This window comes from Xanthomonas bromi (assembly GCF_900092025.1).
Classification (GTDB): Bacteria; Pseudomonadota; Gammaproteobacteria; order Xanthomonadales; family Xanthomonadaceae; genus Xanthomonas; species Xanthomonas bromi.
Genome location: NZ_FLTX01000051.1, coordinates 43203 through 69579, shown reverse-complemented (window position 1 = coordinate 69579; position 26377 = coordinate 43203). Strand labels below are relative to the sequence as shown.

At 65.0% G+C, this 26377-nt stretch carries 27 protein-coding genes, 1 other RNA gene and 1 pseudogene; 12 read left to right on the top strand and 17 right to left on the bottom strand.

The features are described 5' to 3' along the window. Positions 1 to 208: pseudogene (locus tag XBLMG947_RS21785) on the top strand (IS5/IS1182 family transposase); the annotation flags it as partial. 292 nt (positions 209 to 500) lie between these two features. Here the strand turns inward: XBLMG947_RS21785 and XBLMG947_RS16135 are convergent. Then, positions 501 to 1046 (bottom strand): single-stranded DNA-binding protein, encoded by a 546-nt coding sequence (locus XBLMG947_RS16135; protein WP_065469646.1) that lies wholly within the window; start codon positions 1044 to 1046, stop codon positions 501 to 503. A gap of 274 nt (positions 1047 to 1320) precedes the next feature. Here XBLMG947_RS16135 and XBLMG947_RS16130 point away from each other — a divergent pair, with 274 nt between their 5' ends. After that, positions 1321 to 2319, top strand: a complete 999-nt coding sequence (locus XBLMG947_RS16130) for a polyprenyl synthetase family protein (protein WP_065469645.1) — start codon at positions 1321 to 1323, stop codon at positions 2317 to 2319. A gap of 185 nt (positions 2320 to 2504) precedes the next feature. Here the strand turns inward: XBLMG947_RS16130 and XBLMG947_RS16125 are convergent, their stop codons facing one another. The 5 genes from XBLMG947_RS16125 to XBLMG947_RS16105 form a co-directional block, all read right to left on the bottom strand. Further along, the gene (locus XBLMG947_RS16125) at positions 2505 to 3314 is read right to left on the bottom strand and encodes a dienelactone hydrolase family protein (protein ID WP_065469644.1); all 810 of its coding nucleotides are present in this window, start codon (positions 3312 to 3314) and stop codon (positions 2505 to 2507) included. A gap of 329 nt (positions 3315 to 3643) precedes the next feature. Continuing rightward, positions 3644 to 5050: a UDP-N-acetylmuramoyl-L-alanine--D-glutamate ligase gene (gene murD, locus XBLMG947_RS16120; protein WP_065469643.1), complete on the bottom strand. Its 1407-nt coding sequence runs from the start codon at positions 5048 to 5050 to the stop codon at positions 3644 to 3646. Then, a complete protein-coding gene (gene murL, locus XBLMG947_RS16115) occupies positions 5031 to 6386 on the bottom strand; it encodes a UDP-N-acetyl-alpha-D-muramoyl-L-alanyl-L-glutamate epimerase (protein WP_065469642.1) in 1356 nt (451 codons plus the stop codon). Before murL ends, murD begins: the two co-directional genes overlap by 20 nt. 3 nt (positions 6387 to 6389) lie before the next feature. Continuing rightward, positions 6390 to 6842 (bottom strand): hypothetical protein, encoded by a 453-nt coding sequence (locus XBLMG947_RS16110; protein ID WP_065469641.1) that lies wholly within the window; start codon positions 6840 to 6842, stop codon positions 6390 to 6392. Further along, on the bottom strand, positions 6826 to 9435 hold the full coding sequence (locus XBLMG947_RS16105; RefSeq protein ID WP_065469640.1) for a bifunctional aspartate kinase/diaminopimelate decarboxylase: 2610 nt from the start codon (positions 9433 to 9435) through the stop codon (positions 6826 to 6828). Before XBLMG947_RS16105 ends, XBLMG947_RS16110 begins: the two co-directional genes overlap by 17 nt. Before the next feature lie 181 nt (positions 9436 to 9616). Between XBLMG947_RS16105 and XBLMG947_RS16100 the strand changes: the two genes are divergently transcribed. Together XBLMG947_RS16100 and XBLMG947_RS16095 are read left to right on the top strand one after the other, a co-directional pair. Further along, positions 9617 to 10495: a PhzF family phenazine biosynthesis protein gene (locus tag XBLMG947_RS16100; protein WP_065469639.1), complete on the top strand. Its 879-nt coding sequence runs from the start codon at positions 9617 to 9619 to the stop codon at positions 10493 to 10495. A 31-nt stretch (positions 10496 to 10526) separates the two neighbouring features. Then, a complete protein-coding gene (locus XBLMG947_RS16095) occupies positions 10527 to 11408 on the top strand; it encodes a PhzF family phenazine biosynthesis protein (RefSeq protein ID WP_065469638.1) in 882 nt (293 codons plus the stop codon). Positions 11409 to 11691: 283 nt separating this feature from the next. On the opposite strand, the gene XBLMG947_RS16090 is transcribed toward XBLMG947_RS16095, so the two are convergent. The 5 genes from XBLMG947_RS16090 to XBLMG947_RS16070 all read right to left on the bottom strand — a co-directional run bounded on the left by XBLMG947_RS16090 (position 11692) and on the right by XBLMG947_RS16070 (position 15130). Continuing rightward, on the bottom strand, positions 11692 to 12291 hold the full coding sequence (locus tag XBLMG947_RS16090; protein WP_065469637.1) for a glycine zipper 2TM domain-containing protein: 600 nt from the start codon (positions 12289 to 12291) through the stop codon (positions 11692 to 11694). 152 nt (positions 12292 to 12443) lie between these two features. Next, positions 12444 to 12878, bottom strand: coding sequence for an OsmC family protein (locus XBLMG947_RS16085; protein WP_065469636.1), 435 nt, complete (start codon positions 12876 to 12878; stop codon positions 12444 to 12446). A 264-nt stretch (positions 12879 to 13142) separates the two neighbouring features. Further along, the gene (locus XBLMG947_RS16080; protein WP_065469635.1) at positions 13143 to 14090 is read right to left on the bottom strand and encodes an aspartate carbamoyltransferase catalytic subunit; all 948 of its coding nucleotides are present in this window, start codon (positions 14088 to 14090) and stop codon (positions 13143 to 13145) included. Positions 14091 to 14103: 13 nt separating this feature from the next. Further along, positions 14104 to 14571: a Holliday junction resolvase RuvX gene (gene ruvX / locus XBLMG947_RS16075; protein ID WP_065469634.1), complete on the bottom strand. Its 468-nt coding sequence runs from the start codon at positions 14569 to 14571 to the stop codon at positions 14104 to 14106. After that, positions 14564 to 15130, bottom strand: coding sequence for a YqgE/AlgH family protein (locus XBLMG947_RS16070; protein ID WP_024743677.1), 567 nt, complete (start codon positions 15128 to 15130; stop codon positions 14564 to 14566). Before XBLMG947_RS16070 ends, ruvX begins: the two co-directional genes overlap by 8 nt. Before the next feature lie 78 nt (positions 15131 to 15208). Here XBLMG947_RS16070 and XBLMG947_RS16065 point away from each other — a divergent pair, with 78 nt between their 5' ends. Both XBLMG947_RS16065 and XBLMG947_RS16060 read left to right on the top strand, forming a co-directional pair. Beyond that, positions 15209 to 17053, top strand: a complete 1845-nt coding sequence (locus tag XBLMG947_RS16065; protein WP_065469633.1) for a DUF4153 domain-containing protein — start codon at positions 15209 to 15211, stop codon at positions 17051 to 17053. Then, positions 17050 to 17589 carry a DNA-3-methyladenine glycosylase I gene (locus tag XBLMG947_RS16060; RefSeq protein ID WP_065469632.1) on the top strand — a complete coding sequence of 180 codons (540 nt, stop codon included), beginning with the start codon at positions 17050 to 17052 and terminating at the stop codon, positions 17587 to 17589. The genes XBLMG947_RS16065 and XBLMG947_RS16060 overlap by 4 nt, the downstream gene beginning before the upstream one ends. A 38-nt stretch (positions 17590 to 17627) precedes the next feature. Here XBLMG947_RS16060 and XBLMG947_RS16055 read toward each other — a convergent pair. The 6 genes from XBLMG947_RS16055 to XBLMG947_RS16030 form a co-directional block, all read right to left on the bottom strand. Beyond that, a non-coding RNA gene (locus tag XBLMG947_RS16055) (sX9 sRNA) lies at positions 17628 to 17704 on the bottom strand. A gap of 113 nt (positions 17705 to 17817) precedes the next feature. Then, on the bottom strand, positions 17818 to 18492 hold the full coding sequence (locus XBLMG947_RS16050) for a YitT family protein (RefSeq protein ID WP_065469631.1): 675 nt from the start codon (positions 18490 to 18492) through the stop codon (positions 17818 to 17820). A gap of 278 nt (positions 18493 to 18770) precedes the next feature. After that, positions 18771 to 19097, bottom strand: a complete 327-nt coding sequence (locus tag XBLMG947_RS16045; protein ID WP_065469630.1) for a hypothetical protein — start codon at positions 19095 to 19097, stop codon at positions 18771 to 18773. Between the two features lie 27 nt (positions 19098 to 19124). Continuing rightward, on the bottom strand, positions 19125 to 19349 hold the full coding sequence (locus XBLMG947_RS16040) for a hypothetical protein (protein WP_065469629.1): 225 nt from the start codon (positions 19347 to 19349) through the stop codon (positions 19125 to 19127). Positions 19350 to 19360: 11 nt separating this feature from the next. Beyond that, positions 19361 to 20491 carry a PilT/PilU family type 4a pilus ATPase gene (locus XBLMG947_RS16035; RefSeq protein WP_065469628.1) on the bottom strand — a complete coding sequence of 377 codons (1131 nt, stop codon included), beginning with the start codon at positions 20489 to 20491 and terminating at the stop codon, positions 19361 to 19363. A 129-nt stretch (positions 20492 to 20620) separates the two neighbouring features. Continuing rightward, positions 20621 to 21658, bottom strand: coding sequence for a type IV pilus twitching motility protein PilT (locus XBLMG947_RS16030; RefSeq protein WP_065469627.1), 1038 nt, complete (start codon positions 21656 to 21658; stop codon positions 20621 to 20623). Between the two features lie 362 nt (positions 21659 to 22020). On the opposite strand from XBLMG947_RS16030, the gene XBLMG947_RS16025 reads away from it, so the two are divergent. The 6 genes from XBLMG947_RS16025 (at position 22021) to XBLMG947_RS16000 (ending at position 26354) form a co-directional block, all read left to right on the top strand. Continuing rightward, entirely contained in the window at positions 22021 to 22713 is a 693-nt protein-coding gene (locus XBLMG947_RS16025; RefSeq protein WP_065469626.1) for a YggS family pyridoxal phosphate-dependent enzyme, read from the top strand. A 46-nt stretch (positions 22714 to 22759) separates the two neighbouring features. Continuing rightward, on the top strand, positions 22760 to 23620 hold the full coding sequence (proC, locus tag XBLMG947_RS16020; RefSeq protein ID WP_065469625.1) for a pyrroline-5-carboxylate reductase: 861 nt from the start codon (positions 22760 to 22762) through the stop codon (positions 23618 to 23620). Between the two features lie 561 nt (positions 23621 to 24181). After that, positions 24182 to 24607: an HU family DNA-binding protein gene (locus tag XBLMG947_RS16015; protein ID WP_065469624.1), complete on the top strand. Its 426-nt coding sequence runs from the start codon at positions 24182 to 24184 to the stop codon at positions 24605 to 24607. 106 nt (positions 24608 to 24713) lie between these two features. Continuing rightward, positions 24714 to 25355: a M23 family metallopeptidase gene (locus tag XBLMG947_RS16010; RefSeq protein WP_065469623.1), complete on the top strand. Its 642-nt coding sequence runs from the start codon at positions 24714 to 24716 to the stop codon at positions 25353 to 25355. Positions 25356 to 25412: 57 nt separating this feature from the next. Then, on the top strand, positions 25413 to 25754 hold the full coding sequence (locus XBLMG947_RS16005; RefSeq protein WP_065469622.1) for a DUF3861 domain-containing protein: 342 nt from the start codon (positions 25413 to 25415) through the stop codon (positions 25752 to 25754). Between the two features lie 57 nt (positions 25755 to 25811). Then, positions 25812 to 26354: a hypothetical protein gene (locus XBLMG947_RS16000; protein WP_065469621.1), complete on the top strand. Its 543-nt coding sequence runs from the start codon at positions 25812 to 25814 to the stop codon at positions 26352 to 26354. Positions 26355 to 26377 lie beyond the last annotated feature (23 nt).

The window sequence follows — 26377 nt, the reverse complement described above, 5'->3', positions numbered from 1 at the left end:
GGCATCACTGCGCGGATTGCACGCAAAGGCATCGAACGCAACGACCCGCCTGGGCCAGCAGCGCTGGGTCCTCGAGCGCACGCACGCTTGGTTTGCCGGGATGGGCAAGCTGCGTATCCGCTTGGAACGCCGCATCGATCTCCACTTGGCGTTGCTCTCGCTTGCATGCTCCATCATCTGCTTACGCATGCCTCCTGGGTTTTGTTAGCCGCTCTTATTGCGAATCGTATTGACGGCCGCACCGGCATTCCGGAGCTGGGAGGTTGCAAACAGGATCGGATAGAACAGCGGCAGCGCCGCTCATCGTGGAGCCTTGGAATACGCTCGCCCTCGCCCAGCACATGGATCGACAGCTTGGACATTATCCTTGCTCGCCTCATTCACATGTGCATGACTGGAGCCACTTTTTCAACTGCGCAAAAATCGGGGAAGCAACGACAAAGCCCCGCAAGTGCGGGGCTTTATAGGGTTTTTTATCAACACTTTCCAATAAGTGTTGTCTAGAACGGGATATCGTCGTCCGCGAAATCGTCCATCGGCGGTGCGGACTGCTGCTGGGCCGGCTGCTGACGACGCGGTGCGTAGTCCTGACCACCGCCACCGCCGCCGTATCCGCCACCACCCTGACCGCCACTGCCTCCACCGCCGCCTTGCTGACGCGGTGCCTGCGACCGCTGCGGACGATCGCCGCCCATGCCGCCACCGCCCTCACCGCGGCCGCCGAGCATTTGCATCTCGTTGGCAACGATGTCGGTGCTGTACTTTTCCACGCCGTCCTGACCGGTGTACTTGTCGTAGCGCAGCTCGCCTTCGACATAGACCTGAGAGCCCTTACGCAGGTACTCGCCGGCGATTTCGCCTAGCTTTCCGAAAAACACCACGCGGTGCCACTCGGTGCGTTCCTGATTGTTGCCTTCGCGGTCCTTGCGCATGCTGGTGGTGGCTAGGCTCACGCGCGTGATCGCCATGCCGGCCTGGGTGTACTTAGTGTCGGGATCGTTGCCGAGGTTGCCGACGAGGATGACTTTGTTGATGCCGCGGGCCATAGGTGCTTCCGAGATGATGCGCTGGCGCCGGGGACGCACAACGATGAATGTCTGTGCGGCAATATTACCCCACCTGCCAGCCGGCGGTCGTGGCAGGTTGCCGCGCGCGGCTGCCGGGCAAGCGCTCTGCCAAGGGTCGGAAATCCAACCCAGGCAGGCCTTTGCGGCTTCGGGCACGGCTCCACCTACGGCAAATGTGAAGACGCCGGTGGTAGCCGGCGGGACGGATCCGGCCCGGGCACCTATAATCTGCGCACATCACGAACGCCTGCGCATGACCATCGCCGAAGACCTCCCCACCGTCCTGGGCCTGCCCCAGATCCAGTCCCTCGCCGCGCCCGACATGGCCGCGGTCGATGCGCTGATCCGCCGCCGCCTGGCCTCGGACGTCGTGCTGATCAACCAGATCGCCGATCACATCATCTCCGCCGGTGGCAAACGCCTGCGCCCGATGCTGGTGATGCTGGCCGGCCATGCCGCTGGCGGCTCCGGCCCGGAGCACCATCAATTGGCGGCGATCATCGAATTCATCCATACCTCCACGCTGCTGCACGACGACGTGGTGGACGAGTCGGATCTGCGCCGCGGGCGCAGCACTGCTAACGCCTTGTGGGGCAACGCACCCAGCGTGCTGGTCGGCGATTTCCTGTATTCGCGCAGCTTCCAGTTGATGGTCGAGCTGGACCGCATGGAAGTCATGCAGATCCTGGCCGACACCACCAACCGCATCGCCGAAGGCGAAGTGCTGCAGTTGCTGCACGTGCATAACCCCGACACCGACGAGGCCGCCTACCTGCGCGTGATCGAGCGTAAGACCGCAGTGCTGTTCGCGGCCGGCACGCGCCTGGGCGCGCTGGCCTCCGGCGCGGATGCCGATGTGCAGCAGCGCCTGTACAACTATGGCATGCAGTTGGGCTTTGCCTTCCAGATCGCCGATGACGTGCTCGACTACGCCGCAGAGGCAGCGGACCTGGGCAAGAACCTTGGCGACGATCTGGCCGAAGGCAAGGCCACGCTACCGTTGATCCACGCCATGGCGCATTCGGATGCGACGACGCGGCAGCGCCTGCGGCAGATCGTCGAGCAAGGCGATGCGGCGGCGATGCCGGAAGTGCTGGCCGCCATCCATGCCACCGGCGGGCTGGACTACAGCCGTCAGCGCGCTGCCGAATACGCCGCCGCCGCCGAACAGGCGCTCGACACCCTGCCGCACAGCCCTGCAGTGGCGGCGCTACGCGGCCTGGCGCGTTACGCGGTCGAACGCACGCATTGATCCGGTGCGCTGGGCGCGACTGGGGATTGGGAATTAGGGATTGGCAAAAGCGGATTGGTCGCGCTGTTACGAATCCAGGCACTCGATAGCCCCGCGATGTTCAGCGCAACTCCCTGAGCACAGACTCACGGGAAGATTCGAAGGTCCGGACCACGCTTCTGCCAATCCCGAATCACCAATACCGGCTACTGAGCAAACCGCTCTTCGAAGAAATCGCCCAGCATGCGATACGCCCGCTTGGCCGCACGCGGGTTGTACAGGCAGCCCGGTGGGCTGTTGGCATCGGCTTCGGCAAAGCAGTGCACCGCGCCGCTGAAATTGACGAACTGCCAGTCGGCACCGGCGGCATTCATTTCGGCTTCGAACGCGGCGATATCCGCCTTGCTCACACTTTTATCGTCGGCACCGTTGAGCACCAGCAGCGGCGTTCTGGCCGAGCCGGCAGCGGCCGGGCTGGGCGTGGCGATACCGCCGTGCAGGCTGACCACGCCGGCCAGCTGCGCGCCTGCACGTACCAGCTCAAGCACCGTGGTGCCGCCGAAGCAGAAACCCACCGCACCGATGCGCGCTGTGTCCAGAGGGGCCTTGCCAGACTGCGCTTTGAGCACCTCCACCGCTTTCAGCGCGCGTGCCCGCAGCACTGGCGGATCCTTCTTCAACGCGCCGGCGAACTGCCCGGCCTCGCTGTCGTTGGCCGGACGCTTGCCCTTGCCGTACACATCGGCCACCAGCACCACGTAATCGTCGCCGGCCAGCTGCTTGGCCTTGGTCACCGCCGAGTCGTTGACCCCGCGCCAGTTGGGCACCATCACCAGTCCCGGGCGCTTGGCATCGCCGGCATCGCCGGCATCGTCGTACACCAGCACGCCGCTGAAGGTGTCCTTGCCGATCTTCCATTCCAGCGGCTTGGCCTGCATCGCCGCGACGGCGGGGAACGCCAGCGAGGCCAGGACACCGATCAACCCAACGCCACGCCATGTCTGTTGCTTGTGCATGTGCTTGCTCCCAGGATGGTGTGGCGAGTGTAGGCGCGGCTACCGTGCAGGAGGGGTCATCATTGCCGCTGCCGACCGCGCCGCCACCAATTCGCTGGACAAAGCGCACCGTGTCCGCTCGCATCGACGTACCGGAGCAGGCTTTCAGTGCCACCGCATCGACGCGGCGGCGCCAGACGTGGAGCGACTCACACAATCGCGCGAGCAGTTGCCCGGTGGGCGTGGACAGCGCGCAGCAAACGCTGTGTCCGCGTGTTGCATGCCGATTCCCATTCCGAGCACGGCCACGCCCATCTGGCGCTGAGCGCAGTCGCTTTTATTCGCCGGGTTTAATGCACGCCCAACCCGGGAATTGCGCTAATGGCCGCCGGATCGAACCCCGCCAGCTGCGCGAAATGGCGGCCACGCGCAACGTAATCGCTGTAGGCGCCGAAGCTCGGCGCCCCCGGCGAGAGCAGCACCACACCGCCCTGCTCGCCCAGCGCGTCGCGCGCCAGCTGCATGGCGTGTTCCAGATCGACGGCAGCATGCAAGCCCAAGCGCCCGGCGTCGGCCAGCGGCGCCAGCAACGCATGGATGCGCGGGCCATTGGCGCCCATGGTGACGATTTCCAGCGGCGCCTGCTGCGCCATGTGCGCGGCAAATTCCTGCCAATCCAGCCCGCGATCATGCCCACCGACCAGCAACGCGACACGCCGCTGCGCAAAGCAGGCCAATGCGGCCAACGACGCATGCGGCGTGGTGCTGATCGAATCGTTGACATAGCTGATGCCATCCACGCTGCCGAGCAACTGCAGGCGATTGGGCAACGGACGAAAGCTCAGCGCCGCTGGCGCCAGCGCTGCGGCATCCAGGCCCAGCGCCTCGATCGCGGCCAGCACCGCGCAGAGATTGCGGCGATTGTGCTCGCCAGGCAGCGGCACGTCGGCGGTATCGAAGATGGCCTGCTCGCCGCGATACACCACGTCACCACGCAGATGCCAGCCATCGGCATGATTGAACCAGCGCACCTCGCTCTCGGGCAGATGCAACCCGCGCAACAGCGGGTCGGCCGCATTGAGCAAGGCGATGCGCGGCCGGCCTTCGGTCACAAGCGACAACTTGTCGCGCACATACCGCGCCTCGTCGCCGTGCCAGTCCAGATGCTCGGGAAACAGGTTCAACACCAGCGCCAGCTCGGGCAGCGCGCCGCTGCGCCCGACATCACCGGTCTGATAGCTGGACAACTCGATCGCCCAATACGCCGGTGGCGGCTGCGGTGCCAGCACTTCCAGCAAGGGCTGGCCGATATTGCCGACCAATGCGGTGCGATGTCCGCCCGCGCGCAGCAAATGCGCCAGTAGCGCGGTGGTGGTGCTCTTGCCCTTGGTGCCGGTGACGCAGATGACACCGGGCACACTGGCATCCGGCTGCGCGTGCTCGGCAAACCACAGCGCGGTGCCGCCGATGAATTGCGTGCCCTGCGCGGCGGCGGCCAGCGCCTCAGCGCGATACGGGCTGATGCCGGGCGACTTCAGCACGATCTCGAACCGTCCCAGCGCCTGCGCGCTGGCGTCGGTGTCAACTTGCAAGGCCGCATCTGCGAGCGCTTCGAGTTCGCGCGCCTCTTCGACGTTGCAGAACACCGTCAGCGATTGGGTCGGCAGCCTCTCGCGCAATGCGCGATAGGCCGCGCGTCCTTCGCGCCCCCAGCCCCACAACGCAATCGACTTGCCCTCAAGCTGCGAAATTCGCACGCACGCGCTCCCACAGCGCCGACGGAATCCGGTGCTCGCCATCGATGGCCATGAGCGGCACGACCTGCAGGTCGTGCGTATCCAGATGCGGCTGGATGTCGCCAATGAAGCGCTTCACCAAGGCGTCTTCCTTCCACTCGGCGCGACCGGCGAGCACCGCCATCGCCGCGCGCGATTCGCGGCCTTCGCCCACGCATTCGAACGGCTTGTGGTCCTGGAATTCCAGCAGCGCATCGTAGCCGCCGGCCTGCGCCGCATCGTCGAGCAGATTACGCCCGAAGATGTTGACCAGCCGCGTCTTGGGCATGAACGGTGCCAGCGCCAGGAACACGAAATGGCACTTCGGGCACACGCCGCACCAGCGATGCACCGGGCGCTCGCCCATGATGTGGAAGTTGCGATTACAGCTGGAAAAATGCGCGTCGTAGTGATCGGTCTTGGCGAATTGCCGCGCCACTGCCAACTCGGAGAGCGGCCGCAGCAACGAGTAATACCGCAGATCTGCAGCGACATGCCGCTGCACGTAATCGCCGAAGGCCTGTTCGAACGCCCAGCCCTTGGACCACTGGTGATTGACCTCGCCGGTGCCGGGAATCTGGCTGCCGTAACTGGCCGAACGCTCGTTGGAAAACACCACCTGGTCCACGCCATTGAGTAGCGCCGCCAGCACCAGAATGGCCGAATTCACTGCTGTTACCGGGATATGCCCGTTCCACGCGCCCTGGCGGTTGAGCTCGAACAACTCCGGCGCCAGCACGCGACCGATGTTGAGCACCGGCAACCCGGTGCGCTCGGCGCAGGCGCGAATCAGTTGCGAGCCGCCGATCCAGCTGACGGTCTGCGCGACGCCCGCGTGCCGCAGCGCCTCGATGCTGACCAGCGAATCCTTGCCGCCGCCGATCGCCACCAGCGCGTGTTCGCGCAGCCCCAATGCCGGTGCGGCGGCAGGCGCCTGCGCAGCCACCGGAAAGTGAATCTTGCCGTGCAGATTCAATCCGTTGCGGTAGGCAAATTCGCCCAGGCCGTGCAGATACACGCTTTCCACCAGCGCAGCAGTCTCGGCAGCGATGCCGTAACTCTCGATGGCGATGTTCGGCGGCACCGCAGCCTTGAAATAACTCACGCCTGCAATGAGATGCAGCAGTTGCAACGCCTGCTGCACGGCAGCGGCCTGTACACCGTCCAGCGCGAATGGCGCGCCCGGTACCGCAACGGTCTCGACCAGCTCCGCGCCTTGATCGAAGGCATACACCAGCGTTGCCACGCCGGTCTGTGCGTCAAGTGCACAACGCACGAAACGGAAGGTGGATATCTGGTGTTTGTCGAAAGCGCTCATGGACTACCTGCTTAGAACACGTACACGACGTAGATAACGTCGGCACAAGACATATTCAATCATGGAAAACGGCACTGCCGCCCATAGCAGCGGCAGGCAACCGATCACGAGCAACAGCAGCATCACGTCCGAGCGAATCACCGCTGTATCGCCGGTGAGCGCCAGCGCGACCAGCAGATACAGCAGCAACGCCGGCAAATAGCCAAGCGCACTCAACATCACGGTACGCAATGCCATGCCGCCGGCATGCTGCGCTGACGCGCGCTCGGCGCGCCGACGCTGCCAACGCGCTGCGCTCCACGCACCGATGCCGGCAGCCACCAACGCGGGCAGCGCCCACTTCAGGCTGTCGGTCCACGGCATCGGTTGTCCGGCGATGTCGATGGCGGTGGAGAACACTATCGCCACGCCACCGGCCAGCGTGCTGAGTACAACGAACTCAGCCAGCGGGCGCATCGATCACCTCTTCGCGCGGCAATTCGCGCTGATTGTAGGTGCTGGCCATCGAGTAGCCGTAAGCGCCGGTGTCGGCCACCAGCACCACGTCGCCCGGCACGGTCGTCGTCGGCAGGCGACGACGCTTGCCGAACACATCCGACGACTCGCAGATTGGCCCGACGATATCGAACGCGCCATCGGCGGGCGCCTCCAGCTTGCTGAGGTTTTCGATGTCGTGCCAGGCGTCGTACAACGCCGGGCGAATCAAGGTGTTCATGCCCGCATCCAGGCCTACGCGCTGCACGCCGTCCTTCTCGATCACCTGGGTGACGCCGGCCAGCAACACACCGGCTTCGGCCACCAGATAGCGGCCCGGCTCGATCGCCAGGCGATAGCCCGGATGCACGGCCTTGACCTCGGCCAGGCCCTTGGCCCACACCTCCAGATCGAACGGCTCGTCTTCGGCGCTGTACGGAATAGGCAGGCCGCCGCCGATGTCGATGGTCTCCACCGTGCCGATGCGGCGCGCAAACCCGGCCAGTTCGTCGTACATCATCCGCCAGTGCTCACCGGTCTCCACGCCACTGCCCAGGTGCGCGTGCACGCCGGTGATGGTGACTTCGAGCGTGCGCGCCACTTCGACAAATTCATCCACGCGTGTGGACGACAAGCCGAACTTGGACGCCTTGCCGCCGGTATTGACCTTCTCGTGATGGCCGTCGCCGTGCCCCAGGTCGATGCGCAGCCACACGTTGCGGCCGCGGAACACCTCCGGCCAGCGCCGCAATGCTTCGACGTTGTCCACGGTGACGGTGACGCCCAGTGCGAATCCGGCTTCGTATTCGGCCTTTGGCGCGAAGCTCGGTGTGAACAACACACGACGCGGCGATAGCTCGGGCAAGGTGTCGAATACGCGGCGCAGCTCGCCGTGCGAGACGCATTCCAGACCGAAGCCGGCCTGTTCCAGCGCCATCAAAATGGCCGGATGCGCGTTGGCCTTGATCGCGTAATAGCGTTGATCCACTGCAGCAATCTGCGCCAGTGCGTGCGCACGTGCACGCACTGTGGGCAGATGGTACGCATAGCGCGGCGTACCGGCCTTGGCCAGCGACAGCAGATGCGCGCGCTCGGCATGCCACCAGGGCGTGGGGCGCGGACGCACCGAGCCGATGATCTCGCGCCAGCGCGGCCCGAACACGTCGCCCTCGCTGACCGGCATCGCACCGCTGTCGATCAACTCGCCATGCAGGATCGGCAATAAGCCGTCGGCATCGGCTTCGTCGATGACGAAGGTGAGATTCAAGTCGTTGGACGACTGCGAGATCATGTGCACACGTTCCTGCCCGAACGTGGCCCACACATCGGAGAGCTTGTGCAGCAGCGAGCGCATGCCGCGCCCGACAAGCGTGATTGCCGCGCAAGGAACAATGATCTTGACCTTGCAGATCTGCGACAGGTCGGCCGACAACGCCGCCAGCACATCGGTGTTGACCAGATTTTCCGACGGATCCAGCGACACAGTGACATTCGTCTCGGCCGAACCGATCAAGTCCACCGACAGGCCGTGCTTTTTGAACAGCGCGAACACATCGGCCAGGAAACCGACCTGCTGCCACATGCCGATGCCTTCCATCGACACCAGCACGATGCCGTTGCGGCGGCTGATCGCCTTGACGCCCAACACCGGCTCGGCATTGCCGTCGATGCTGGTGCCGGGCAGATCGGGGCGTTCGGTGTCCAGGATCGCCATCGGCACGCCGGAATCGCGGCACGGTTTGATCGAACGCGGATGCAGCACCTTGGCGCCGGTGGTGGCGATTTCCTGCGCTTCGTAATAGTCCAGGCGGGTCAGCAGGCGCGCGTCCGGCACTTCTTTCGGGTTGGCGCTGAACATGCCGGGCACGTCGGTCCAGATTTCCACCCGGCTGGCACCGAGCAGTGCACCGAAATACGCCGCCGAGGTATCCGAGCCGCCGCGCCCCAGGATCGCGGTACCGCCATCGGCATGCCGCGAAATGAAACCCTGGCTGATCAGCAAGCGCGTGGGCTGCGCATCGAAACGCGCGCGCCAGTCCGCATCCGATTGCCATTGGCACGACACCGACAAGCGCTTGGACCATTCGCTCTGATTGGGCTGCGGCGGCAACGCCGACAGCCACTGCCGCGCATCCAGCCAGCCCATGTCCAGGCCGCTGGCATGCAGATACGCCGCGCCGATGGTGGAGGACAGCAACTCGCCCTGCCCCAACACCTCGGCCTGCCAACCCAGCGTCCGCGTTGCAGCGCGCGCGTCGCCCAGCAGCGCATGCAAGGCGGCCAGCCGCTCGCCCAGCACCGTCTGCGCGTCGAGCTCGAGCTCGGCAACGAACTCGCGATGACGCTGCTCCAGCGCGGCCACGCGCTGTGCGCTATCGGCGGCGCCATCGGCAATGGCGGTGAGTTCGTTGGTCACGCCCGAGAGCGCGGACACCACCACCAGCACGCGACCGCCGGTCTCGCTCGCCCGTTTGCTCGCCAGTTTTCCAATCGTGTCCCAGCGATGACGACGCGACACCGAGGTGCCGCCGAACTTGAGGACGATCCAACGATCGGTAGAGTGGGGAGCTGACATGGAGTAGGCGTTCAGGATGGGGGAAGATGCCCGGTGTATCGAGCAGAACGTCCAATTCTACTGCCAATGCCGCTCGCATCACCTCGCGTGCGATCACGGCGCGCAGGTCGTCACGTCCACCGCCGTCTCCGTTTGCGCTGCAACCATCGGCGCCCCCTCTTTCGATCGAGATCCATTCGCCATGAGCAAGCACCGCTATCTGCAACTGGATGTCTTCGCCAGTCAGGCCGGCAACGGCAATCCGCTGGGCGTGATCTTCAAGGCAGCGACGTTGTCGTCCGCGCAGATGCAGCAGATCGCCGCGTGGCTGAATCTCTCCGAGACCATCTTCTTCCTGCCGGTCAGCGTGCCCGATGCGGATTACCACATCCGTATCTTCACTCCGCGCGCCGAACTGCCGTTTGCCGGACATCCCAGCGTCGGCGCAGCCTGGGCAGCAGTGACCCACGGCGTGACCGCCTACACAACCGACGGCCGGCTCCGCCAGCAATGCGCGGCCGGCGTGTTACCGGTGGAGGTGTTCGACCGGCACGGTGCCTTGTTGGTGCGGCTGCGCGCGCCGCGCGCACGCGCCATCGACACCGGCGATCTGTATGCCAACGCGTTGCACGCGGCCGGCGCGGGCTTGCGCGTGGGCGCGCAGCCCGCGGCGCTCTGGAACAACGGCCCGAACTGGTGGTTGCTGGAAGCGGAGGACGCGCAGGCGGTACGCCGGGCGACCCCGGATCTTGCCGCCATCGCCCGGCTCACACAGGCCAGCGCCGCCACCGGGCTGGCGATCTACGCACCGATCCACGACGACGAGGCCGACCTCGTGGTTCGCGCCTTCTGCCCCGGCGATGGCATTCCGGAAGACCCGGTCACCGGCAGCGCCAATGCCTGCATTGCCGCACGCCTGCACGGAGAAGGCCGCCTGCCCGGGACGCAATCGCGCTATGTCGCCAGCCAGGGCCGCGAGGTCGGCCGCGATGGCCGCATCCACGTGGAGGTAGACGATCATGGCGAAGTCTGGATCGGCGGAACGACGCTGCAGGTGATCGACGGCCACATCGATTGGTAAGCTGCCGCGCTATCACTGCAGATCCACGCCCATGACCACTCGCCGTTTCCTGCAATTGGATGTGTTCTCCGCCCGCCCCGGCAGCGGCAATCCACTGGCAGTGGTGCTGGATGCACAGGGTCTGGACGATGCGGCGATGCAGGCCATCGCACGCTGGACCAAACTGCCGGAAACCAGCTTCGTGTTTCCAGCCGAAAGCGCGCACAGCAGTTACCGGTTGCGCATGTTTTCGCCGCAGAAAGAGGTGCCGTTTGCTGGCCACCCCAGTGTGGGCACCGCACATGCCGCACTCGACGCCGGCCTGGCTGTACCCGCGGATGGCGTACTGGTGCAGGACGGCATCGCCGGGCAGTTACCGCTACGCGTTACGCAGCGCGACGGGCACCGCAGCATCGCCGTCCGCACGCCGCGCGCGCGCGTCGCCGAACAGGTGCACGCCGACGACCCGCGCCTGCGCGATGCGCTGCAGCGCTGGCCGTTGGGCACCTTGCCGCCTGCGCTGATGGACGGCGGCCGCACCTGGTGGGTAGTGGAATTGGCCAGCGAAACCGCACTGCGCGGCCTGCAGCCGGACTGGGATGCGATCGCCGCGTTGGCAGAATCCACCGGCAGCATGGGCGTATTCGCCTATGCCCACGCCGCCGCACCGGGTGCCTACGATCTGGCCGTGCGCGCCTTCGTCGGCAATGGCCGGCGCTTCGAAGACGCGGCATCCGGCGCAGCCAATGCCGTGCTCGCCGCGTGGCTGGACAGCCGTCACGCGTTGCCCGGCACCGATCGCCGCTACGTGGTCAGCCAGGGCCGCGAAATTGGCTTCGACGCCTTGCTGGAACTGCACATCGATGCCGGCGGCGACGTGTGGTCGGGCGGGCAGGTCCAGACGGTGATTCGCGGCACGCTGGACTGGGCGTAGAGCGGTTGACCACACTGTACGTAGATCCAAGCCAGCACCGCGCAGCGCCTGCCAGTGCTGCTCAATAACGTATACGACCGGAGCCGCGTCATCCGTTGCGCCAATGGTCGGACGCGTGCGACGCAGCGGTACGGCGTACCGATCAACGGCTAAGCGCGACTGACAGCCCACCGCTGCAGCCGCATCATCACGCCAAAAACAAGAACGCTGCGGTTGCCCGCAGCGTTCTCTCTTTAACCCGATGCCGCAACCAGCCAGCGGCACCGCATGCATCCCGCATTGATCAGTCAGGGCGCACGTCGACACGCACGCGGATGCGGTCGCCCGGGTTGTAATCGCTATGCGTGTGATACATGCGACCACCGTATTCGTAGGTCACATCGTAACCATCCACGCGGTCGCGTTCGCGGCGGTAGGACACCGGCTCGCAGACTCTGACGTTGCCCTGGTAGTTGCGGTTGTTGGCTTCATAGATCGAGCGGCCCGCCGCTACACCTGCCATGGTGCCCACGGCGGTGCCCACCAGACGACCGTTGCCGCCACCGACCTGGCTACCGAGCACTGCGCCAGCAATACCACCGATGACACTGGCGACGCCACGATTGGAGACGCCGGCCTGTGCGTAGCCGCCGTCGCGGTAGTAGCCGTCGTTGCTGGTGTAGTAACCGTTGGCGGGACGGTCGTAGCAACGTTCGCTGGTGCGTTCGTTATATGAATCGGCAACGATGATCGGATCGACGCGCACAACGCGCGCATATTCGTAACGACCATCCTCGTAGCCGCTGCGGCCGTAGTCGCGATAGCCGCTGTCATAGCGCTGTGCCGTGGCATTGCCTGCCACAACCAGACCCATCACCAGAGCACCAAGCACGAGAGTTTTCATTGCGGCAGCTTCATAGGGAGGACACGCTGCCGATGCTCTGCCTGCACCAGTGAAACCGCACTGAACCAAACCAGCCGCGAAAAGCCCTATTCAGGTTGCCGCCAGCTGCGCGCGCCGTGCGCCGATGGCGGCGCGTCGCAGCGGTGTTGGCGTCAGCTCGAAAACTCGGTTTCCAGGCTGATCGGCACGGCGCTCAACGCTTTGGATACCGGGCAATTCTTCTTGGCGGTATCGGCCAGCTCGCGGAACTTGGCCTCGTCGATGCCCGGCACCACGGCGGTGAGCTTGAGGCGGATCTGCGACAGCTGCGGACCGCCTTCCATCGACAAATCCACATCGGCGCGCGTATCCAGCGAGGTGGGCGGAAAGCCGGCTTCGGTCAACTGCGCAGACAAGGCCATGGTGAAACAGCCGGCATGCGCGGCGGCGATGAGCTCTTCCGGATTGGTACCCTTCTCGTCGCCGAAGCGGCTGCTGAAGGCATAGCGGGTGTTGTCCATCAAGCCGCTCTGCGGCGTACTGAGCTGGCCCTTGCCGGTCTTGAGGTCGCCTTCCCAATGAGCGGTGGCGTGACGTGAAATACCCATTGCGATCTCCTGCGCTGAAAGGAGCCGTCACGATAGGTGAGTGGGTGTTAGCTGGTGGTGCGGGGAATCGGGAATCGAAAGAGCAGATCGCCGGGTGCATCCGGTTGCAAGCGGGTGCTTGCGCTCACGGATTTGTGCTTCGAGCGCAACCGTCACCACACACAGGCTGCGAGGCACGCCCGGCAACACGCAGCTGTCTGTTCGCAATCGACATTCACACATCGAGCGCGACCGCGCGGTCGTCGCGCGGTCGTGTTGCCGCCCTTAGCCGAGCAAGGTTTCCAGCACGGCCATGCGCACGGCGACGCCGTTGGCGACCTGCCGCAATACGCAGGATTGCGGGCCGTCGGCCACTTCATCGGTGATTTCCACGCCGCGGTTGATCGGGCCCGGATGCAGCACCGCGGCATCGCGGCTGGCGCGCGCCAGGCGCTCGCGGGTGAGGCCGTATTCGGTGTGGTACTGCTCCAGGGAGGGCACCAGCCCCTCTTCCATGCGCTCGCGCTGCAGACGCAACATCATCAGCGCATCGGCGCCTTCCAGCATGGCGTCGAAGTCCTGGCCGACCACGCAGCCGTCCAGCATGTCGTCATCGGGCAGCAGGCTCGCCGGGCCGCAGACGCGGATCTCGCCGGCACCCAGCGTGCGCAGTGCATGCAGGTCCGAGCGCGCCACACGCGAATGCTTCACGTCGCCGACGATCACGACCTTGAGCTTGGAGAAATCGGTGCCCTTGGCCTGGCGCAGGGTGAGCATGTCGAGCAGGCCCTGGGTGGGATGCGCGCTACGTCCGTCGCCGGCATTGATCAACGCGGTGCCCTCGCCCGCGGCGGCCGCCAGCGCTTCCACCGCACCATCGTCGGGGTGACGCACCACGAAGCCGCGCACGCCCATCGCTTCGAGATTCTTCAAGGTGTCGCGCGCGGTTTCGCCCTTGCGGGTGGAGGAGTTGGAAGCGTCGAAATTGAGCACGTCCGCGCCCAGTCGCTGCGCCGCCAGATGGAAGGAACTGCGCGTACGCGTAGAGGGTTCGAAAAACAGCGTGCACACGGCGGTGCCCGCCAGCACGCTGCGTTTACCCACGCGCCCCACCGCCGCATCGCGGATCTGGCCGGCGCGGTCGAGCAATTGCAGCAGCGTGGTGCGCGGCAGTCCTTCCAGGGTGAGCAGGTGACGCAGGCGTCCGTCCGAATCGAGTTGCATGGTGGTCATCGCAGGTCGGGAGTCAAGGAAGAAGGGTGGCTTGGTCGGGCGCGGCCAACCAGCGTTCGACGATCACCGCGGCAGCCATGGCATCGAGCGCTTCGGCATCGCGGCGGCGCTTGCGTCCATCGGCGCGCTCGCGCGCGAAACGCTGCGCGGCTTCGACCGAACTGGAGCGCTCGTCGATCAGCACGACCGGCAGCGCATAGCGCGCGCGCAATTCGCGGGCGAAGGCATGCGCGCGTTTGCGTGCAGGTTGGTCTTTGTCGTCCAGGGTGAGCGGGTCGCCGACCACCAGACCGTTCGGGCACCATTCCTTGTGCACGCGGTCCAGCGCAACCCAGTCCGGGCCGCTGGCGTGCACGTTGATGACGGCAACAGCGCGCGCGCCTGCACCGAGCGCGGTGCCGACCGCCACGCCGATCCGGCGCGACCCCACGTCGAAGCCCAGCACTGTGCCTTCGGGGCGGATTGCGCCCGCCTCAGGCATGCCCGGAATAATCCGTAAGCCGGAACAGGTCCACACCGATGCGCCCGGCAGCGGTCTGCCAGCGATCTTCCAGCGCGGTGGCGAACAGCACGTTGGCGTCCGACGGCGCGGTGAGCCAGCTGTTTTCGCCCAGTTCGAATTCCAGCTGGCCTGCGCCCCAACCTGCGCAGCCCAGCGCCACCAGCGCATTGCGCGGGCCGTTGCCGGCCGCCATGGCTTCGAGGATGTCGCGCGAGGTGGTCAGGAACACGCCTTGCCCCACTTCCAGGCTGGAGTCCCATTCGCGCGCATCGTCATGGATCACAAAGCCGCGCTCCGGATGCACCGGCCCGCCGCTGAGCACGATCTGCTCGCGTAGCGGCTCATCATCGGTATCGATGCCCATCTGCGACAGCACTTCGCCCAGGGTGTATTCGGACGGCCGGTTGACCAGCACGCCCATGGCGCCGTTCTCGTCGTGCTGACAGATCAGCGCGACGCTACGCGAAAAGGTGGGATCGGACAGCGCCGGAAGCGCGATCAGCAGTTGGTTGGCCAGAGGCGTGGGCAAAACAGACATGGCCGCATTCTAGCCGTTCGTACCGTTGCGCGCAGAGCCGCTGCCATACTGGTCGCTTGCCGAGAACATGGAACGTCAATGCAAAACATCCCCGCCACCAGCAGCCTAGAGCCCGATACGCCCCTGACGCGGCAGACCCGCGCCCTCATTGTGCTGGTCGCGCTGCTGCAGGGCGGGCTGCTGTACCTGGCCGCCCTGGGCGCCCAGCACGGCGTGCATCCCTTCACCGACCTGGGCGTGCGCATTTGCTGGTACACCCTGGTGATGACGGTGCCCAGCATGGTGCTGCTGAGCCTGCAGCAGCTGCGCGATCGCCGCCTGTGGCAGCACGTGGCGGGCAGCACGCTGGTGTTGGCTGCACTCGGCGGCTGGGCGGCATGGAGCGCCACCGGTGCACCAGCCCTGCAGATCGCAAGTGTCCTGTGGCCGTTCGGCTTCACCGTCACGGTCGGGTGGTTCGTCGCCCTGCCCTGGCTGCAGTATCGCCAGCAGCACGGCCACTGGCGGGCGGACTACCACACCCTGTTCGACCATGCCTGGCAGAACGCGTTGACCCTGGCGCTGGCGCTGCTGTTCGTGTGGGTGTGCTGGATGGTGCTGTGGTTGTGGGCCAGCCTGTTCGCCCTGGTCAAGATCATGGTCTTTCGCGAGCTGTTCCGCGAACAGGCCTTCATCTATCTGGCAACCGGCATCATGACAGGGCTGGGCATCCTGATCGGGCGCACCCAGCACCGCGCCGTGCAGGTGATGCGGCAAATTCTGTTCTCGCTGTGCACCGGCCTGCTGCCGCTGCTGGCCGCGGTTGCCGTGCTGTTCCTGCTTGTATTGCCATTCACCGGCCTGCAGGCGCTCTGGCAGACCCGTTCGGCGGCATCGATCCTGCTGAGCCTGGTCTTCGGGTTGGTGCTGTTCACCAATGCGGTCTATCGGGATGGCAGCGTGCAGCCGCCGTACCCGCGCTGGCTGCGCCGGGTGGTCGAGGCCGGTCTGCTCAGCCTGCCCCTGCACGCGGCGCTGGCGGCCTATGCGCTGGCGCTACGCATCGCACAGCATGGCTGGACCGGCGAGCGTTTCTGCGCTGCGGTAATGGCGGTGTTGGCGCTGGCGTACGCGTCCGCCTACGCGTTTGCGGTGGTGCGGCCGCGTGCGGGCCACTGGCTGGCGCATCTGGCCAGCGGCAACATGGTGCTGTCTTGGGTGGTGATCGGCCTGGCGATCCTGATCAACAGCCCGTTGCTGGACCCCTACCGCATCACGGTACACAGCCAGATGCAGCGACTGGCCATCGGCACGCCCGAGAGCGAACGCACGAATCTGGAATTCCTGCGTTTCGACAATGGCCGCCGCGGCTATCTGGCCGTGCAGGCGCTGCGCGCAACTCCTGCCTTTGCCGGCAGCCCCGAGCGCAAGCAGAAGCTGGAGCAACTGCTGGCACGCACCAGCCGTTGGGAACGCAGTGAGACAGTAGAAGACCAGAAGGACAAACAGCTGACCGATCTGACCCAGATCCGCCAGCATGTGACCTTGGCTGCCGGCCAGGCAGAGCCGCCAGCGGATTGGTGGCAGTACCTGGTGAGGTCCAAGATGCTCTGGGGAGCCTGCACGCAGGGCAACAGCACCTGCGTGGTCAGCAGCAGCGACCTCGATGGCGACGGCGAGCTCGACGTGCTGCTGTGCAATCTCGGAGCCGACTACACGGTTGCCTGCGAACTGCAGACCCGCAATCGCCATGGATGGTATCAAGCCGGTACAGCACAGCTCTATTCCCTCGATGGCGCGGCCATGAGCGACGTGAGCAAGGCGCTGCGCAACGGTCAGCTACAGCCGCGGCCCACTCGCTGGCCGGACCTGGCGCTACCGGGAGGCCGACGCATCCACATCACCCCCAACGAAGCGGGTATCCAACCGGGACCGCGACCATGAGCGGCTACTGCAGCATCGCGCCCGGCCACCCGGTGCACGGGCATTACCACGACCACGAATATGGCTTCCCGCAGCGCGAAGAACGCGAGCTGTTCGAACGCCTGGTGCTGGAAATCAATCAGGCCGGCTTGAGTTGGGAAACCATCCTGCGTAAGCGCGTCAATTTCCAGCAGGCCTATGACCGATTCGATGTGGACACCGTCGCAGCGTACGGCGACGCCGACATCGCCAGGTTGATGGGCGACGCCGGCATCATCCGCAATCGTTTGAAGATCCTGGCGGCCATCCACAATGCGCAGGTCATCCAGGTCTTGCGCCGTTCGCATGGCAGTTTTGCGCAATGGCTGGATGCACAACATCCGCTCGACAAGCCGGCCTGGGTCAAACTGTTCAAGAAGACCTTCCGTTTCACCGGCGGCGAAATCACCGGCGAGTTCCTGATGAGCCTGGGCTACCTGCCCGGTGCACACCATGCGCAATGCCCGGTATTCAAACGCATCGCCAAACTCAAACCAGCCTGGATGCAGTCGAAATAAAGCGTAACCGGGTTCAACGCAGCATTACCACTGAGAGCGGCTAACAGAACGTAGCGAGCAGTCGTCAGGTGGGTGTGGGCGGCGCGCTCAGAACCGGAGCCGACGCGTGGTACATGCAGCACCGACCGCGCCCGCCTAATGGCTGCGCAGTAGTTTTTGTTAGCCACTCCAAGGCTTCGTTGCGCCCAGTTGCGCTCCTACGCGGGTGCAACGACGTCGCCTGACAGGTCAAACGCCCATGTAGCGGTGCGGGCGGTGATTGAACATCAGCACCAGACTCAGCGTCAGCGCACCGATGGCCGAATACAGCACCTTGTCCGGCGTCAGCACGAAAAACGCGATCGCCATCAGCATCGCGTCGAAACTCATCTGTACCTTGCCGGCGCTCCAACCGCGCTCGCGCTGCAGGTACACCGCCAGGATGCCGATGCCGCCCAGGCTGCCGCGATGGCGGATGAAGAACAGAATGCCCAGCCCGGCCAGCGCGCCGCCGACGACCGCCGAAAACAGCGTCGCGATGTGCGCGTACTCGGCCCAGCGCGGCAACAGGTCGGTGAGCGCACCGCAGGTACCCACCGCCACAAAGGTCTTCAAGGTGAATTCCCAGCCCATGCGACGCACGCTCAGCCAGTAGAACGGCAGATTGACCAGCACGAACACCACGCCAAAATTCCAGTGCAGCGCGTAGTGCAGCAGGAACGCCACGCCCGCCATGCCGCCGATCATCAGCCCGCCCTTGGCGAAGATCGCCAGGCCGAGCGAGGCCACCAGCGTGGCCAGCACCATGCCCTGCACGTCCTCGGCCACCGAATGGTGATACGCGTGATCGTCGGCCGTGGTCCCCGCCGAATCCGGCGGGGGCGTCAACGGCCCGGAGGTCATCACGGTGCCGTCGTCGGGCAACGGTTCTTGCTCCGGACGGAGATCGGAATCGGGAAGGCTCACGGATCTGGGGACTGCAGTGGGGTGCGATATTAGACACTATCGGCTGCCCTGGTTACATCTGAAACCGCGGCGAGAGCCATGCAAGGGTCACGCGATCTCGGAACAAGCGGCACATTCGTGTCGGCCAGGCACCAAGCACCTGCGCGCCACCAACGGTGCATCATCTCCGCCACAGGCCTGTGAACACCGCTCCCAGGCAACCCGCCCCCTGCCATCCGCTGCGCCGGATCGGCGATCTAGCGAACCAGCTGTAGCAGCGCAATCGCCAGCGCAGCAAGCGCGCTGAACGTAAACACCAATCCGCCACTGAGCAGCCAGAGAATGCTCAGCAGGGTGAAGCGCTCGCGGCGCCATTCCGGAATGCCTTGCGCGCGCTTGAAGCGCCGTAGACGCAGATTGACCATAGCGATCGGCAACCAGCCCAGCACCAGGAAGAACGGGCGCGACCTGTCTGAGAACGTCAGCAGCAACAAGGCGATGAAGACCAAGGCGGCCAGCTGGAAGAGCCACCCGGATCGCGCCTTGAGTCCAATGCTGTTTCCCAGCAGCCGGAAGCAGGTCATCACCCTCAGCGGCGCCAGCCCTGCCCGTCAGACCGGCGAGACTCCCGGGCGCGCGGTGATCGCCCGGAGTGCGATCCAGTTGCGGTAGAACCAATAGCCGCCGTAAGCCCCGAAGGTGCTGACAAACATCGCAACCAGCTTCCAGTTGGATGGCGCAAACAGCAGCGCCAGCGGCTCGTGCGCCCAGCGCTGCGCCAGCGGCTCGGCCACAGTCTGCGCGTCGCTGGTAGCTGCAACGGGGGCTTGCGTCATTTCCGAAGACCTCACCGAACCTCGGCAATCTCCACGCCATCCAGCCCCTGCGCCAGGGTCTTGGCATCGCCACCCTGGGAGAGCTTGATGCGCAGGCGCACCTCGTTTTGCGAGTCGGCGTAGCGCAAGGCGTCTTCGTAACTGATTTCTCCCGCCTGGTAGAGCTCGAACAGGCTCTGGTCGAAGGTACGCATGCCCAGGTTGGTGGACTCCTTCATGATTTCCTTGAGCTTGTGGATCTCGCCGTCGCGGATGTAGTCCTGCACCAGCGGCGTGCCCAACATGATCTCCATCGCCACGCGGCGGCTGCGGCCGTCCGGGGTCGGAATCAACTGCTGCGCAACCACACCCTTCAGATTGAGCGACAGGTCCATCAACAGCTGGTCGCGGCGATCTTCCGGGAAGAAGTTGATGATGCGGTCCATCGCCTGGTTGGCGTTGTTGGCGTGCAGCGTGCACAGCACCAAGTGGCCGGTTTCGGCGAAAGCGATCGCGTGGTCCATGCCCTCGCGGGTACGCACCTCGCCGATCATGATCACGTCCGGCGCCTGGCGCAGGGTGTTTTTCAGCGCATTTTCCCAGCTGTCGGTGTCGATACCGACTTCGCGCTGGGTGATGATGCAGCCCTCATGCTTGTGCACGAATTCGATCGGATCTTCGATGGTGATGATGTGACCGGTGGAATTCTGGTTGCGGTAACCGATCATCGCTGCCAGCGAGGTCGACTTACCGGTACCGGTGGCGCCAACGAAGATGATGATGCCGCGCTTGGTCATCGCCAGCGTCTTGATCACCGGCGGCAGGCTCAGCTCGTCGACGGTGGGAATGCGCGTTTCGATCCGGCGCAGCACCATGCCGACCTGGTTGCGCTGGTAGAAGCAGCTCACACGAAAACGCCCGACCCCGGACACGCCGATGGCGAAGTTGCACTCGTGGGTTTTTTCGAATTCCTCGCGCTGCGAAGGCGTCATCACGTTCAACACCAGATCGCGGCTCTGCTGCGCAGTCAGCGGGCTCTGGGTGATCGGACTGATCTTGCCATTCACCTTGATCGCCGGCGGCATCCCCGAGGTAATGAACAGGTCCGACGCCTTCTGATGCGCCATCAGCTTGAGGAACGAGGTGAAGTCGATGGTGCTCATGGCGTGCTCCTTCGGAGCCGGGAATGGAGAATCGAGAATCGAGAATCGGAGAAGCCAGTAGCCGGGAGCCGGGACCGGTCAGGGAAACGTGCTGCTGCGATTCCCCATTCCCGATTCCCTATTCCCGAATCACTCGAATATCCGCTTGTCCTTGGCGTAATCGCGCGCCTGGTTACGCGTGATCAGGCTGCGCTTGACCAGGTCCTGCAGGTGCTGATCCAGCGTCTGCATGCCGTATTGCTGGCCGGTCTGGATCGAGGAATACATCTGCGCCACCTTGTCCTCGCGGATCAGGTTGCGGATGGCCGGGGTGCCGACCATGATTTCCCAGGCTGCGGTACGTCCGCCGCCGACCTTTTTCAGCAGGGCCTGCGAAATCACTGCGCGCAGCGATTCGGACAGCATCGAGCGCACCATCGGCTTTTCGCCGGCCGGGAACACGTCGACGATGCGGTCGATGGTCTTGGCCGCCGAGCTGGTATGCAGGGTGCCGAACACCAAGTGGCCGGTTTCCGCAGCGGTGAGCGCCAGACGAATGGTTTCCAGGTCGCGCAATTCGCCGACCAGAATGATGTCCGGGTCTTCGCGCAACGCCGAGCGCAGCGCTTCGTTGAAGCCGTGCGTGTCGCGGTGCACTTCGCGCTGGTTGATCAGGCACTTCTGCGAGGTGTGCACGAATTCGATCGGGTCCTCGACGGTGAGGATGTGCCCGTATTCGTTCTTGTTGATGTAGTCGATCATGCCGGCCAGCGTGGTCGACTTGCCCGAACCGGTCGGGCCGGTCACCAGGATCAGGCCCTGCGGCTGGTCGATCAGCTGGCGGAAGATCGGCGGGCAGCCCAGGTCTTCCAGCGTCAGCACTTCGGACGGAATGGTACGGAACACCGCACCGGCGCCACGGTTCTGATTGAACGCATTGACGCGGAAACGCGCCAGCGACGGAATTTCGAACGAAAAGTCGACTTCGAGGAATTCCTCGTAATCGCGCCGCTGCTTGTCCGACATGATGTCGTACACCAGCGCGTGCACCTGCTTGTGGTCCAGCGCCGGAATATTGATGCGGCGCACATCGCCATCGACACGGATCATCGGCGGCAGCCCTGCAGACAGGTGCAGGTCCGACGCCTTGTTCTTGACAGAAAATGCCAATAATTCAGCGATATCCATGCGCTGCTTTTCCCCTAGGCTGCGATTGGAAGGTACTCCCCGGCCGGCAGTATAGCGTTCTGGCTGCTGGCGGGAACCGGCCTGGGGCCGGTTCAGGCCGGTCGCGGCGCGCCTGGCTGAAACTGTTGCTTCGTCTAGGCGCGGGCGCCACGTTTGCCCGGGTGCAGCGGGTCGCACTGCCGCCGGTCCATATCGCGCCGGGGCCTTGGTCGGACTCGGGGACGGCCGCCTGCCGTGTATCGAGACTCCTCCGACAGAAGCACCACACCGGCGCATCAATGCAGGCGACCGGCACGCCGTCAACTGGAAGGAAGCGTCGGCGGGCGGCACTATAGCGCTCCCGTCCTTCTCCGGAATGCCACGTGCCGGCTTCGTCGCTGCAGCAGATTCTCGATGCCATCCAGGCCGCCGCTGCCGCGCATGCGCGTGCCAACGTGCGGCTGCTGGCAGTGTCCAAGACCAAGCCGGCCAACGCCGTTGCCGCGCTGGCCGCGCAGGGCCAGCGCGCATTCGGCGAAAATTACGTGCAGGAAGCCGACGCCAAGATCGCCGAATTGCATGCGCTGGGGCTGGAATGGCATTTGATCGGCCACCTGCAATCCAATAAGGCCGAATTGGCCAGCCAGTGCTTCGATTGGGTGCAGACGGTCGACCGCGCCAAATTGATTCCGCTGCTGGCACGCCACCGCCCGGACGACCGCGCGCCGTTGAATGTGCTGATCCAGGTCAACATCGACGACGAGGATAGCAAGCACGGGTGCGCGCCGGAGGCGATCGACAACCTGGCCGAGGCGATCGCACTGCAGCCGCGCTTGCAGCTACGCGGTCTAATGGCGATCCCTGCTCCATTTCCCGAACAAGCACGACGCCAGGCCGCGTTTACGCACATGCAGACGCTGTTCGAGCAGCTCAAAGCCCGTTATCGGCAGGTCGATACCTTGTCGATGGGTATGAGCTCGGATTTCGCCGAAGCGATCGCGGCCGGCGCCACCATGGTGCGCGTGGGCACGGCCTTGTTCGGCGCGCGCGGTCAGGCGCCGGCTGCCTCCGCCTGATCGCATCGCCTCTCTCACATCGAACCCTCTTATTAAAGGTGCTGCAATGACCACGCCTGTCGCGTCCACGCCTTCTTTCTCGTTTTCCAACGCGACGCTCATCGCCTTCATCGGCGGCGGCAACATGGCGCGCAGCCTGATTGCCGGACTGATCCGGCAAGGTGTGCCCGCGGCCAGCATTCGCGTGGCCGAGCCGGTGGCCGAGCTGCGCGAGGCATTGGCGCGCGACTTCGGCGTGCAGGTCGTTGAAGATGCGCGCACCGCAGCCGACGCCGCGGCGACCTGGGTCCTGGCGGTCAAGCCACAGGTCTTGCCAAGTGTGTGCGCGCAGCTGGCCGATCTTGCGCAGGCGCAACAACCGCTGCTGGTCTCCATTGCAGCCGGCATCACCGCCACGCAACTGCAGCGATGGTCGGGCGGCGATATCGCGGTGGTTCGTGCCATGCCCAACACACCCGCCTTGCTCGGCGCAGGTGTCACAGGCCTGTACGCCAACGCGCGCGTGTCCCAAGCGCAACGCCTGCAGGCAACCCAACTGCTGGACAGCGCCGGCGTCACCGTCTGGATCGAGGACGAAGCGCAAATGGACGCGGTGACCGCCGTTTCCGGTAGCGGACCGGCTTACGTCTTTTTACTGGCCGAAGCGATGGAAGCGGCTGCACTGGCACAGGGATTGCCGGCCAAGACTGCACGCACCTTGGTCATGCAAACCCTGCTCGGCGCCGCGCGCATGCTCACCGAATCGGGCGAAGCACCGGACGTCCTGCGTCGCCGCGTGACCTCGCCCAATGGCACGACCCACGCCGCCATCGAGACATTCCAGGTCGGCGGCTTCCAAGCGCTCACCGCCAAGGCAATTGCCGCAGCGACCGAACGCGGCCGCAGCTTGTCGGCGGCCAATGACTGATCCAGACGCAGCAAACCCTGCAGGTTGGCCGCGCCACGCTCAGGTTCAGCGCGGTGCGCACGGCAAGACGATGACGAGACGAATACCTGGCCGCACACCGCGCCGGCGCCCTGGCAACGCAAGGTCGATACAGGGCACGCGGGAGCGAAACGCTGCACGGCGCCGGACACCCGTCCATTTCCGATACTGAAGCGCGCGCCCGTGCTTGCCATCGATGTCAGTCACGTCGATGGCGCACGGCCCTGTTACACGCATTGCTGAAAAAGCTGCCCGCCTCGCCTGCTTGCACCATCACCACGCGTGCGCGCTGTAGCTTTTCCCGCGCGCAAACGATCTGCTGCTGTGCGTCAGATCAGCAGCGGGTACGCGCATCGCGCAGGCAACGCGACGCGTTTTGTGCTTTTTTTCTGCCGCTAGTGAACGAATCCCCCGTCGAAAGACGCTTTTTTTTGGTTGTTTCATCGTTTGCCTATTGGCGGCGCGCAGCAGTTGCCCTACATTTCGCGTTGCCGACTGGGTCGGCAGACCCAACACCACCAACGAATACGGAACACATCACTCATGGCAAAAACCGCCGCTAAGAAGGCTGCCCCCAAGAAGGCAGTGAAAAAGGTCGCAGCGACCAAGACCGCAAAGCCGGCCAAGGCAGCTGCTGCCAAGTCCGCTGCGCCCAAGCCGATCAAGGAAGCACTGAGCAAGACCGGCCTGGTCGCGCACATTGCCGAAAGCACCCAGCTGGCTCCGAAGGACGTGCGCGCCGTGCTGGCGTCGCTGGAAGCCACCGCACACGCCTCACTGAGCAAGAAGGGCGTCGGCACCTTCACCATCCCGGGCATGCTCAAGCTGACCACCGTGCACGTGCCGGCCAAGCCGAAGCGCAAGGGCATCAACCCGTTCACCAAGGAAGAGCAGATGTTCGCCGCCAAGCCGGCGACCACCAAGCTCAAGTCCCGCATGATGAAGAGGTTAAAGGACGCGGCGCTCTAATCGAGCACGCATCCGGTGTCACGAAGACGGCCTGCGGGCCGTCTTTTTTTTGCCGCCGCGCTGCCGTGTGCAGCACATACCACTCATCGACACTGCCCTACCCTGCATGCTGGTTCGCCATCTGCAGGTGCCTGTGACCGGTCCGTCGAACACCCCGCCCTCGTCACCACGCCCAACCTCCACACCCAGCCCCGCACGTCGGCTGCGCAGCGTCGTGGTGTCGGTCGCGCTGCTGTGCGCTCTGGCGGTGGCAACGCGCTGGACCTGGCAGCTTCCGATCGCCAATCAACTGCGTACCCGTTGGGAGCTGTCGCAGATGCCGCCGCCTGTGCAGTTGCACCTTCCGGTGGAAGGCGTGCGTGCGCGACAGATCGCCGACACCTTTGGTGCCCCCCGTGGCCGCGACCGCACGCATGCAGGCGTGGATATCTTCGCGCCACGCGGTACACCAGTGGTGGCGGCAACGCGCGGCGTGGTCAGCGCCATTCGCGACCGGGGACTGGGCGGCAAGCAGATCTGGCTGCTGGGGCCGGCGATGGAGCGGCATTACTATGCGCATCTGGACGATTGGGCTGCCGGTCTTCAAGTCGGCTATGTGGTCGAGCCCGGCACACCGCTCGGCAGGGTCGGCAGCACCGGCAACGCGCGCGGCACGCCGCCGCACCTGCACTATGGTGTCTATGGACGCAACGGTGCGTACGATCCGCTGCCGCTCCTGCGCAAACCCGCACCCCCGCCGGCAAATTGAACACGCTGGAACACTGCGTCATGGCCCGCGCTATCGAGGCGGTTGCGTCCTGCGCCTATGGTGGACACAGCCCAGAACGACGCGACCCAGATGTCCCGCAAACGCTATCGCATCACGGTCACGCCCATCGAAAACGACGGTCGACCTTGTAACGACCGCTGCACCATCGAATTCGAACAACGCTCGCGCGCCGACTGGATGCGGCTACTCGAAGAATTGCACCTGCGCCGCGACCTGAGCAGTGACGAGTGCGCGGCACTGACCGTGGGTTCGCAATTGCTCGAAGACCTGGCGGCCCGCCCACGCGCGCAGCCCAGCAATGCACTGGACGCGCTGCGTCCCAAACTGCAGTTGCTGCTGGAACGCCTGCAGCGCGTGCAGCCCGCCACCGGCGTGTGACAGCCGCATCTCCACACGCAACCGCTACACTGCGCCCCTCGGGGATGGAGACGCGCCATGCGCTGGATGGGACTTGTCGTGGTCGCCGCCGCATTTGCTGGCTGCAGCTGTCATCGCAGTGCGGATCCGCAGGCAAACGAAGCGCCAGCGACGCAAGCTGCAACCGCATCGCACTCGCGCAACAAAGGCACTCCGGGCGACGTGCCTGCATCATCGGCCCCTACGGCTGATCCCAACGATGCCATCGCGCGGACCAACTACGCCCAAGCAAGCGCCACCGTTCAACGCTACCTCGGTGCGTTGCCCGGAGCGAGGCGCGCAGACGCCGACGCTTTATGGACCGGCGGTCGCCCCTCGCCGGTGCCCGACGATGCTGCCTTGCGGGCCATCGGCAATATCCAGTCCATGCGCATCAACAACGACTCGCCCATTGCACTGGATCAGGCGCACCCGCCACAGCGCATCGAAGTGCCGGTGCAAGTGACGGTGCGCACCACCACCGGCACGCAGCGGCTGGTCGGCGCCTATCGGCTGCAACCGCGCGCCGGCAGCGATGGCTGGGAAATCTATTCGGCCACGCTGCAACCGGTGCTGCGCTAACCCGTGGTTCACCGGCGCCGACT

Bases quoted from the DNA above. Each gene is read 5' to 3' on its own strand.
- XBLMG947_RS16135 (WP_065469646.1), bottom strand. From the start codon at position 1,046: ATGGCCCGCGGCATCAACAAAGTCATCCTCGTCGGCAACCTCGGCAAC.
- XBLMG947_RS16130 (WP_065469645.1), top strand. From the start codon at position 1,321: ATGACCATCGCCGAAGACCTCCCCACCGTCCTGGGCCTGCCCCAGATC.
- XBLMG947_RS16125 (WP_065469644.1), bottom strand. From the start codon at position 3,314: ATGCACAAGCAACAGACATGGCGTGGCGTTGGGTTGATCGGTGTCCTG.
- murL (WP_065469642.1), bottom strand. From the start codon at position 6,386: ATGAGCGCTTTCGACAAACACCAGATATCCACCTTCCGTTTCGTGCGT.
- XBLMG947_RS16110 (WP_065469641.1), bottom strand. From the start codon at position 6,842: ATGCGCCCGCTGGCTGAGTTCGTTGTACTCAGCACGCTGGCCGGTGGC.
- XBLMG947_RS16105 (WP_065469640.1), bottom strand. From the start codon at position 9,435: ATGTCAGCTCCCCACTCTACCGATCGTTGGATCGTCCTCAAGTTCGGC.
- XBLMG947_RS16100 (WP_065469639.1), top strand. From the start codon at position 9,617: ATGAGCAAGCACCGCTATCTGCAACTGGATGTCTTCGCCAGTCAGGCC.
- XBLMG947_RS16095 (WP_065469638.1), top strand. From the start codon at position 10,527: ATGACCACTCGCCGTTTCCTGCAATTGGATGTGTTCTCCGCCCGCCCC.
- XBLMG947_RS16090 (WP_065469637.1), bottom strand. From the start codon at position 12,291: ATGAAAACTCTCGTGCTTGGTGCTCTGGTGATGGGTCTGGTTGTGGCA.
- XBLMG947_RS16085 (WP_065469636.1), bottom strand. From the start codon at position 12,878: ATGGGTATTTCACGTCACGCCACCGCTCATTGGGAAGGCGACCTCAAG.
- XBLMG947_RS16080 (WP_065469635.1), bottom strand. From the start codon at position 14,090: ATGACCACCATGCAACTCGATTCGGACGGACGCCTGCGTCACCTGCTC.
- ruvX (WP_065469634.1), bottom strand. From the start codon at position 14,571: ATGCCTGAGGCGGGCGCAATCCGCCCCGAAGGCACAGTGCTGGGCTTC.
- XBLMG947_RS16070 (WP_024743677.1), bottom strand. From the start codon at position 15,130: ATGTCTGTTTTGCCCACGCCTCTGGCCAACCAACTGCTGATCGCGCTT.
- XBLMG947_RS16065 (WP_065469633.1), top strand. From the start codon at position 15,209: ATGCAAAACATCCCCGCCACCAGCAGCCTAGAGCCCGATACGCCCCTG.
- XBLMG947_RS16060 (WP_065469632.1), top strand. From the start codon at position 17,050: ATGAGCGGCTACTGCAGCATCGCGCCCGGCCACCCGGTGCACGGGCAT.
- XBLMG947_RS16045 (WP_065469630.1), bottom strand. From the start codon at position 19,097: ATGACCTGCTTCCGGCTGCTGGGAAACAGCATTGGACTCAAGGCGCGA.
- XBLMG947_RS16040 (WP_065469629.1), bottom strand. From the start codon at position 19,349: ATGACGCAAGCCCCCGTTGCAGCTACCAGCGACGCGCAGACTGTGGCC.
- XBLMG947_RS16035 (WP_065469628.1), bottom strand. From the start codon at position 20,491: ATGAGCACCATCGACTTCACCTCGTTCCTCAAGCTGATGGCGCATCAG.
- XBLMG947_RS16030 (WP_065469627.1), bottom strand. From the start codon at position 21,658: ATGGATATCGCTGAATTATTGGCATTTTCTGTCAAGAACAAGGCGTCG.
- proC (WP_065469625.1), top strand. From the start codon at position 22,760: ATGACCACGCCTGTCGCGTCCACGCCTTCTTTCTCGTTTTCCAACGCG.
- XBLMG947_RS16015 (WP_065469624.1), top strand. From the start codon at position 24,182: ATGGCAAAAACCGCCGCTAAGAAGGCTGCCCCCAAGAAGGCAGTGAAA.
- XBLMG947_RS16010 (WP_065469623.1), top strand. From the start codon at position 24,714: ATGCTGGTTCGCCATCTGCAGGTGCCTGTGACCGGTCCGTCGAACACC.
- XBLMG947_RS16005 (WP_065469622.1), top strand. From the start codon at position 25,413: ATGGTGGACACAGCCCAGAACGACGCGACCCAGATGTCCCGCAAACGC.
- XBLMG947_RS16000 (WP_065469621.1), top strand. From the start codon at position 25,812: ATGCGCTGGATGGGACTTGTCGTGGTCGCCGCCGCATTTGCTGGCTGC.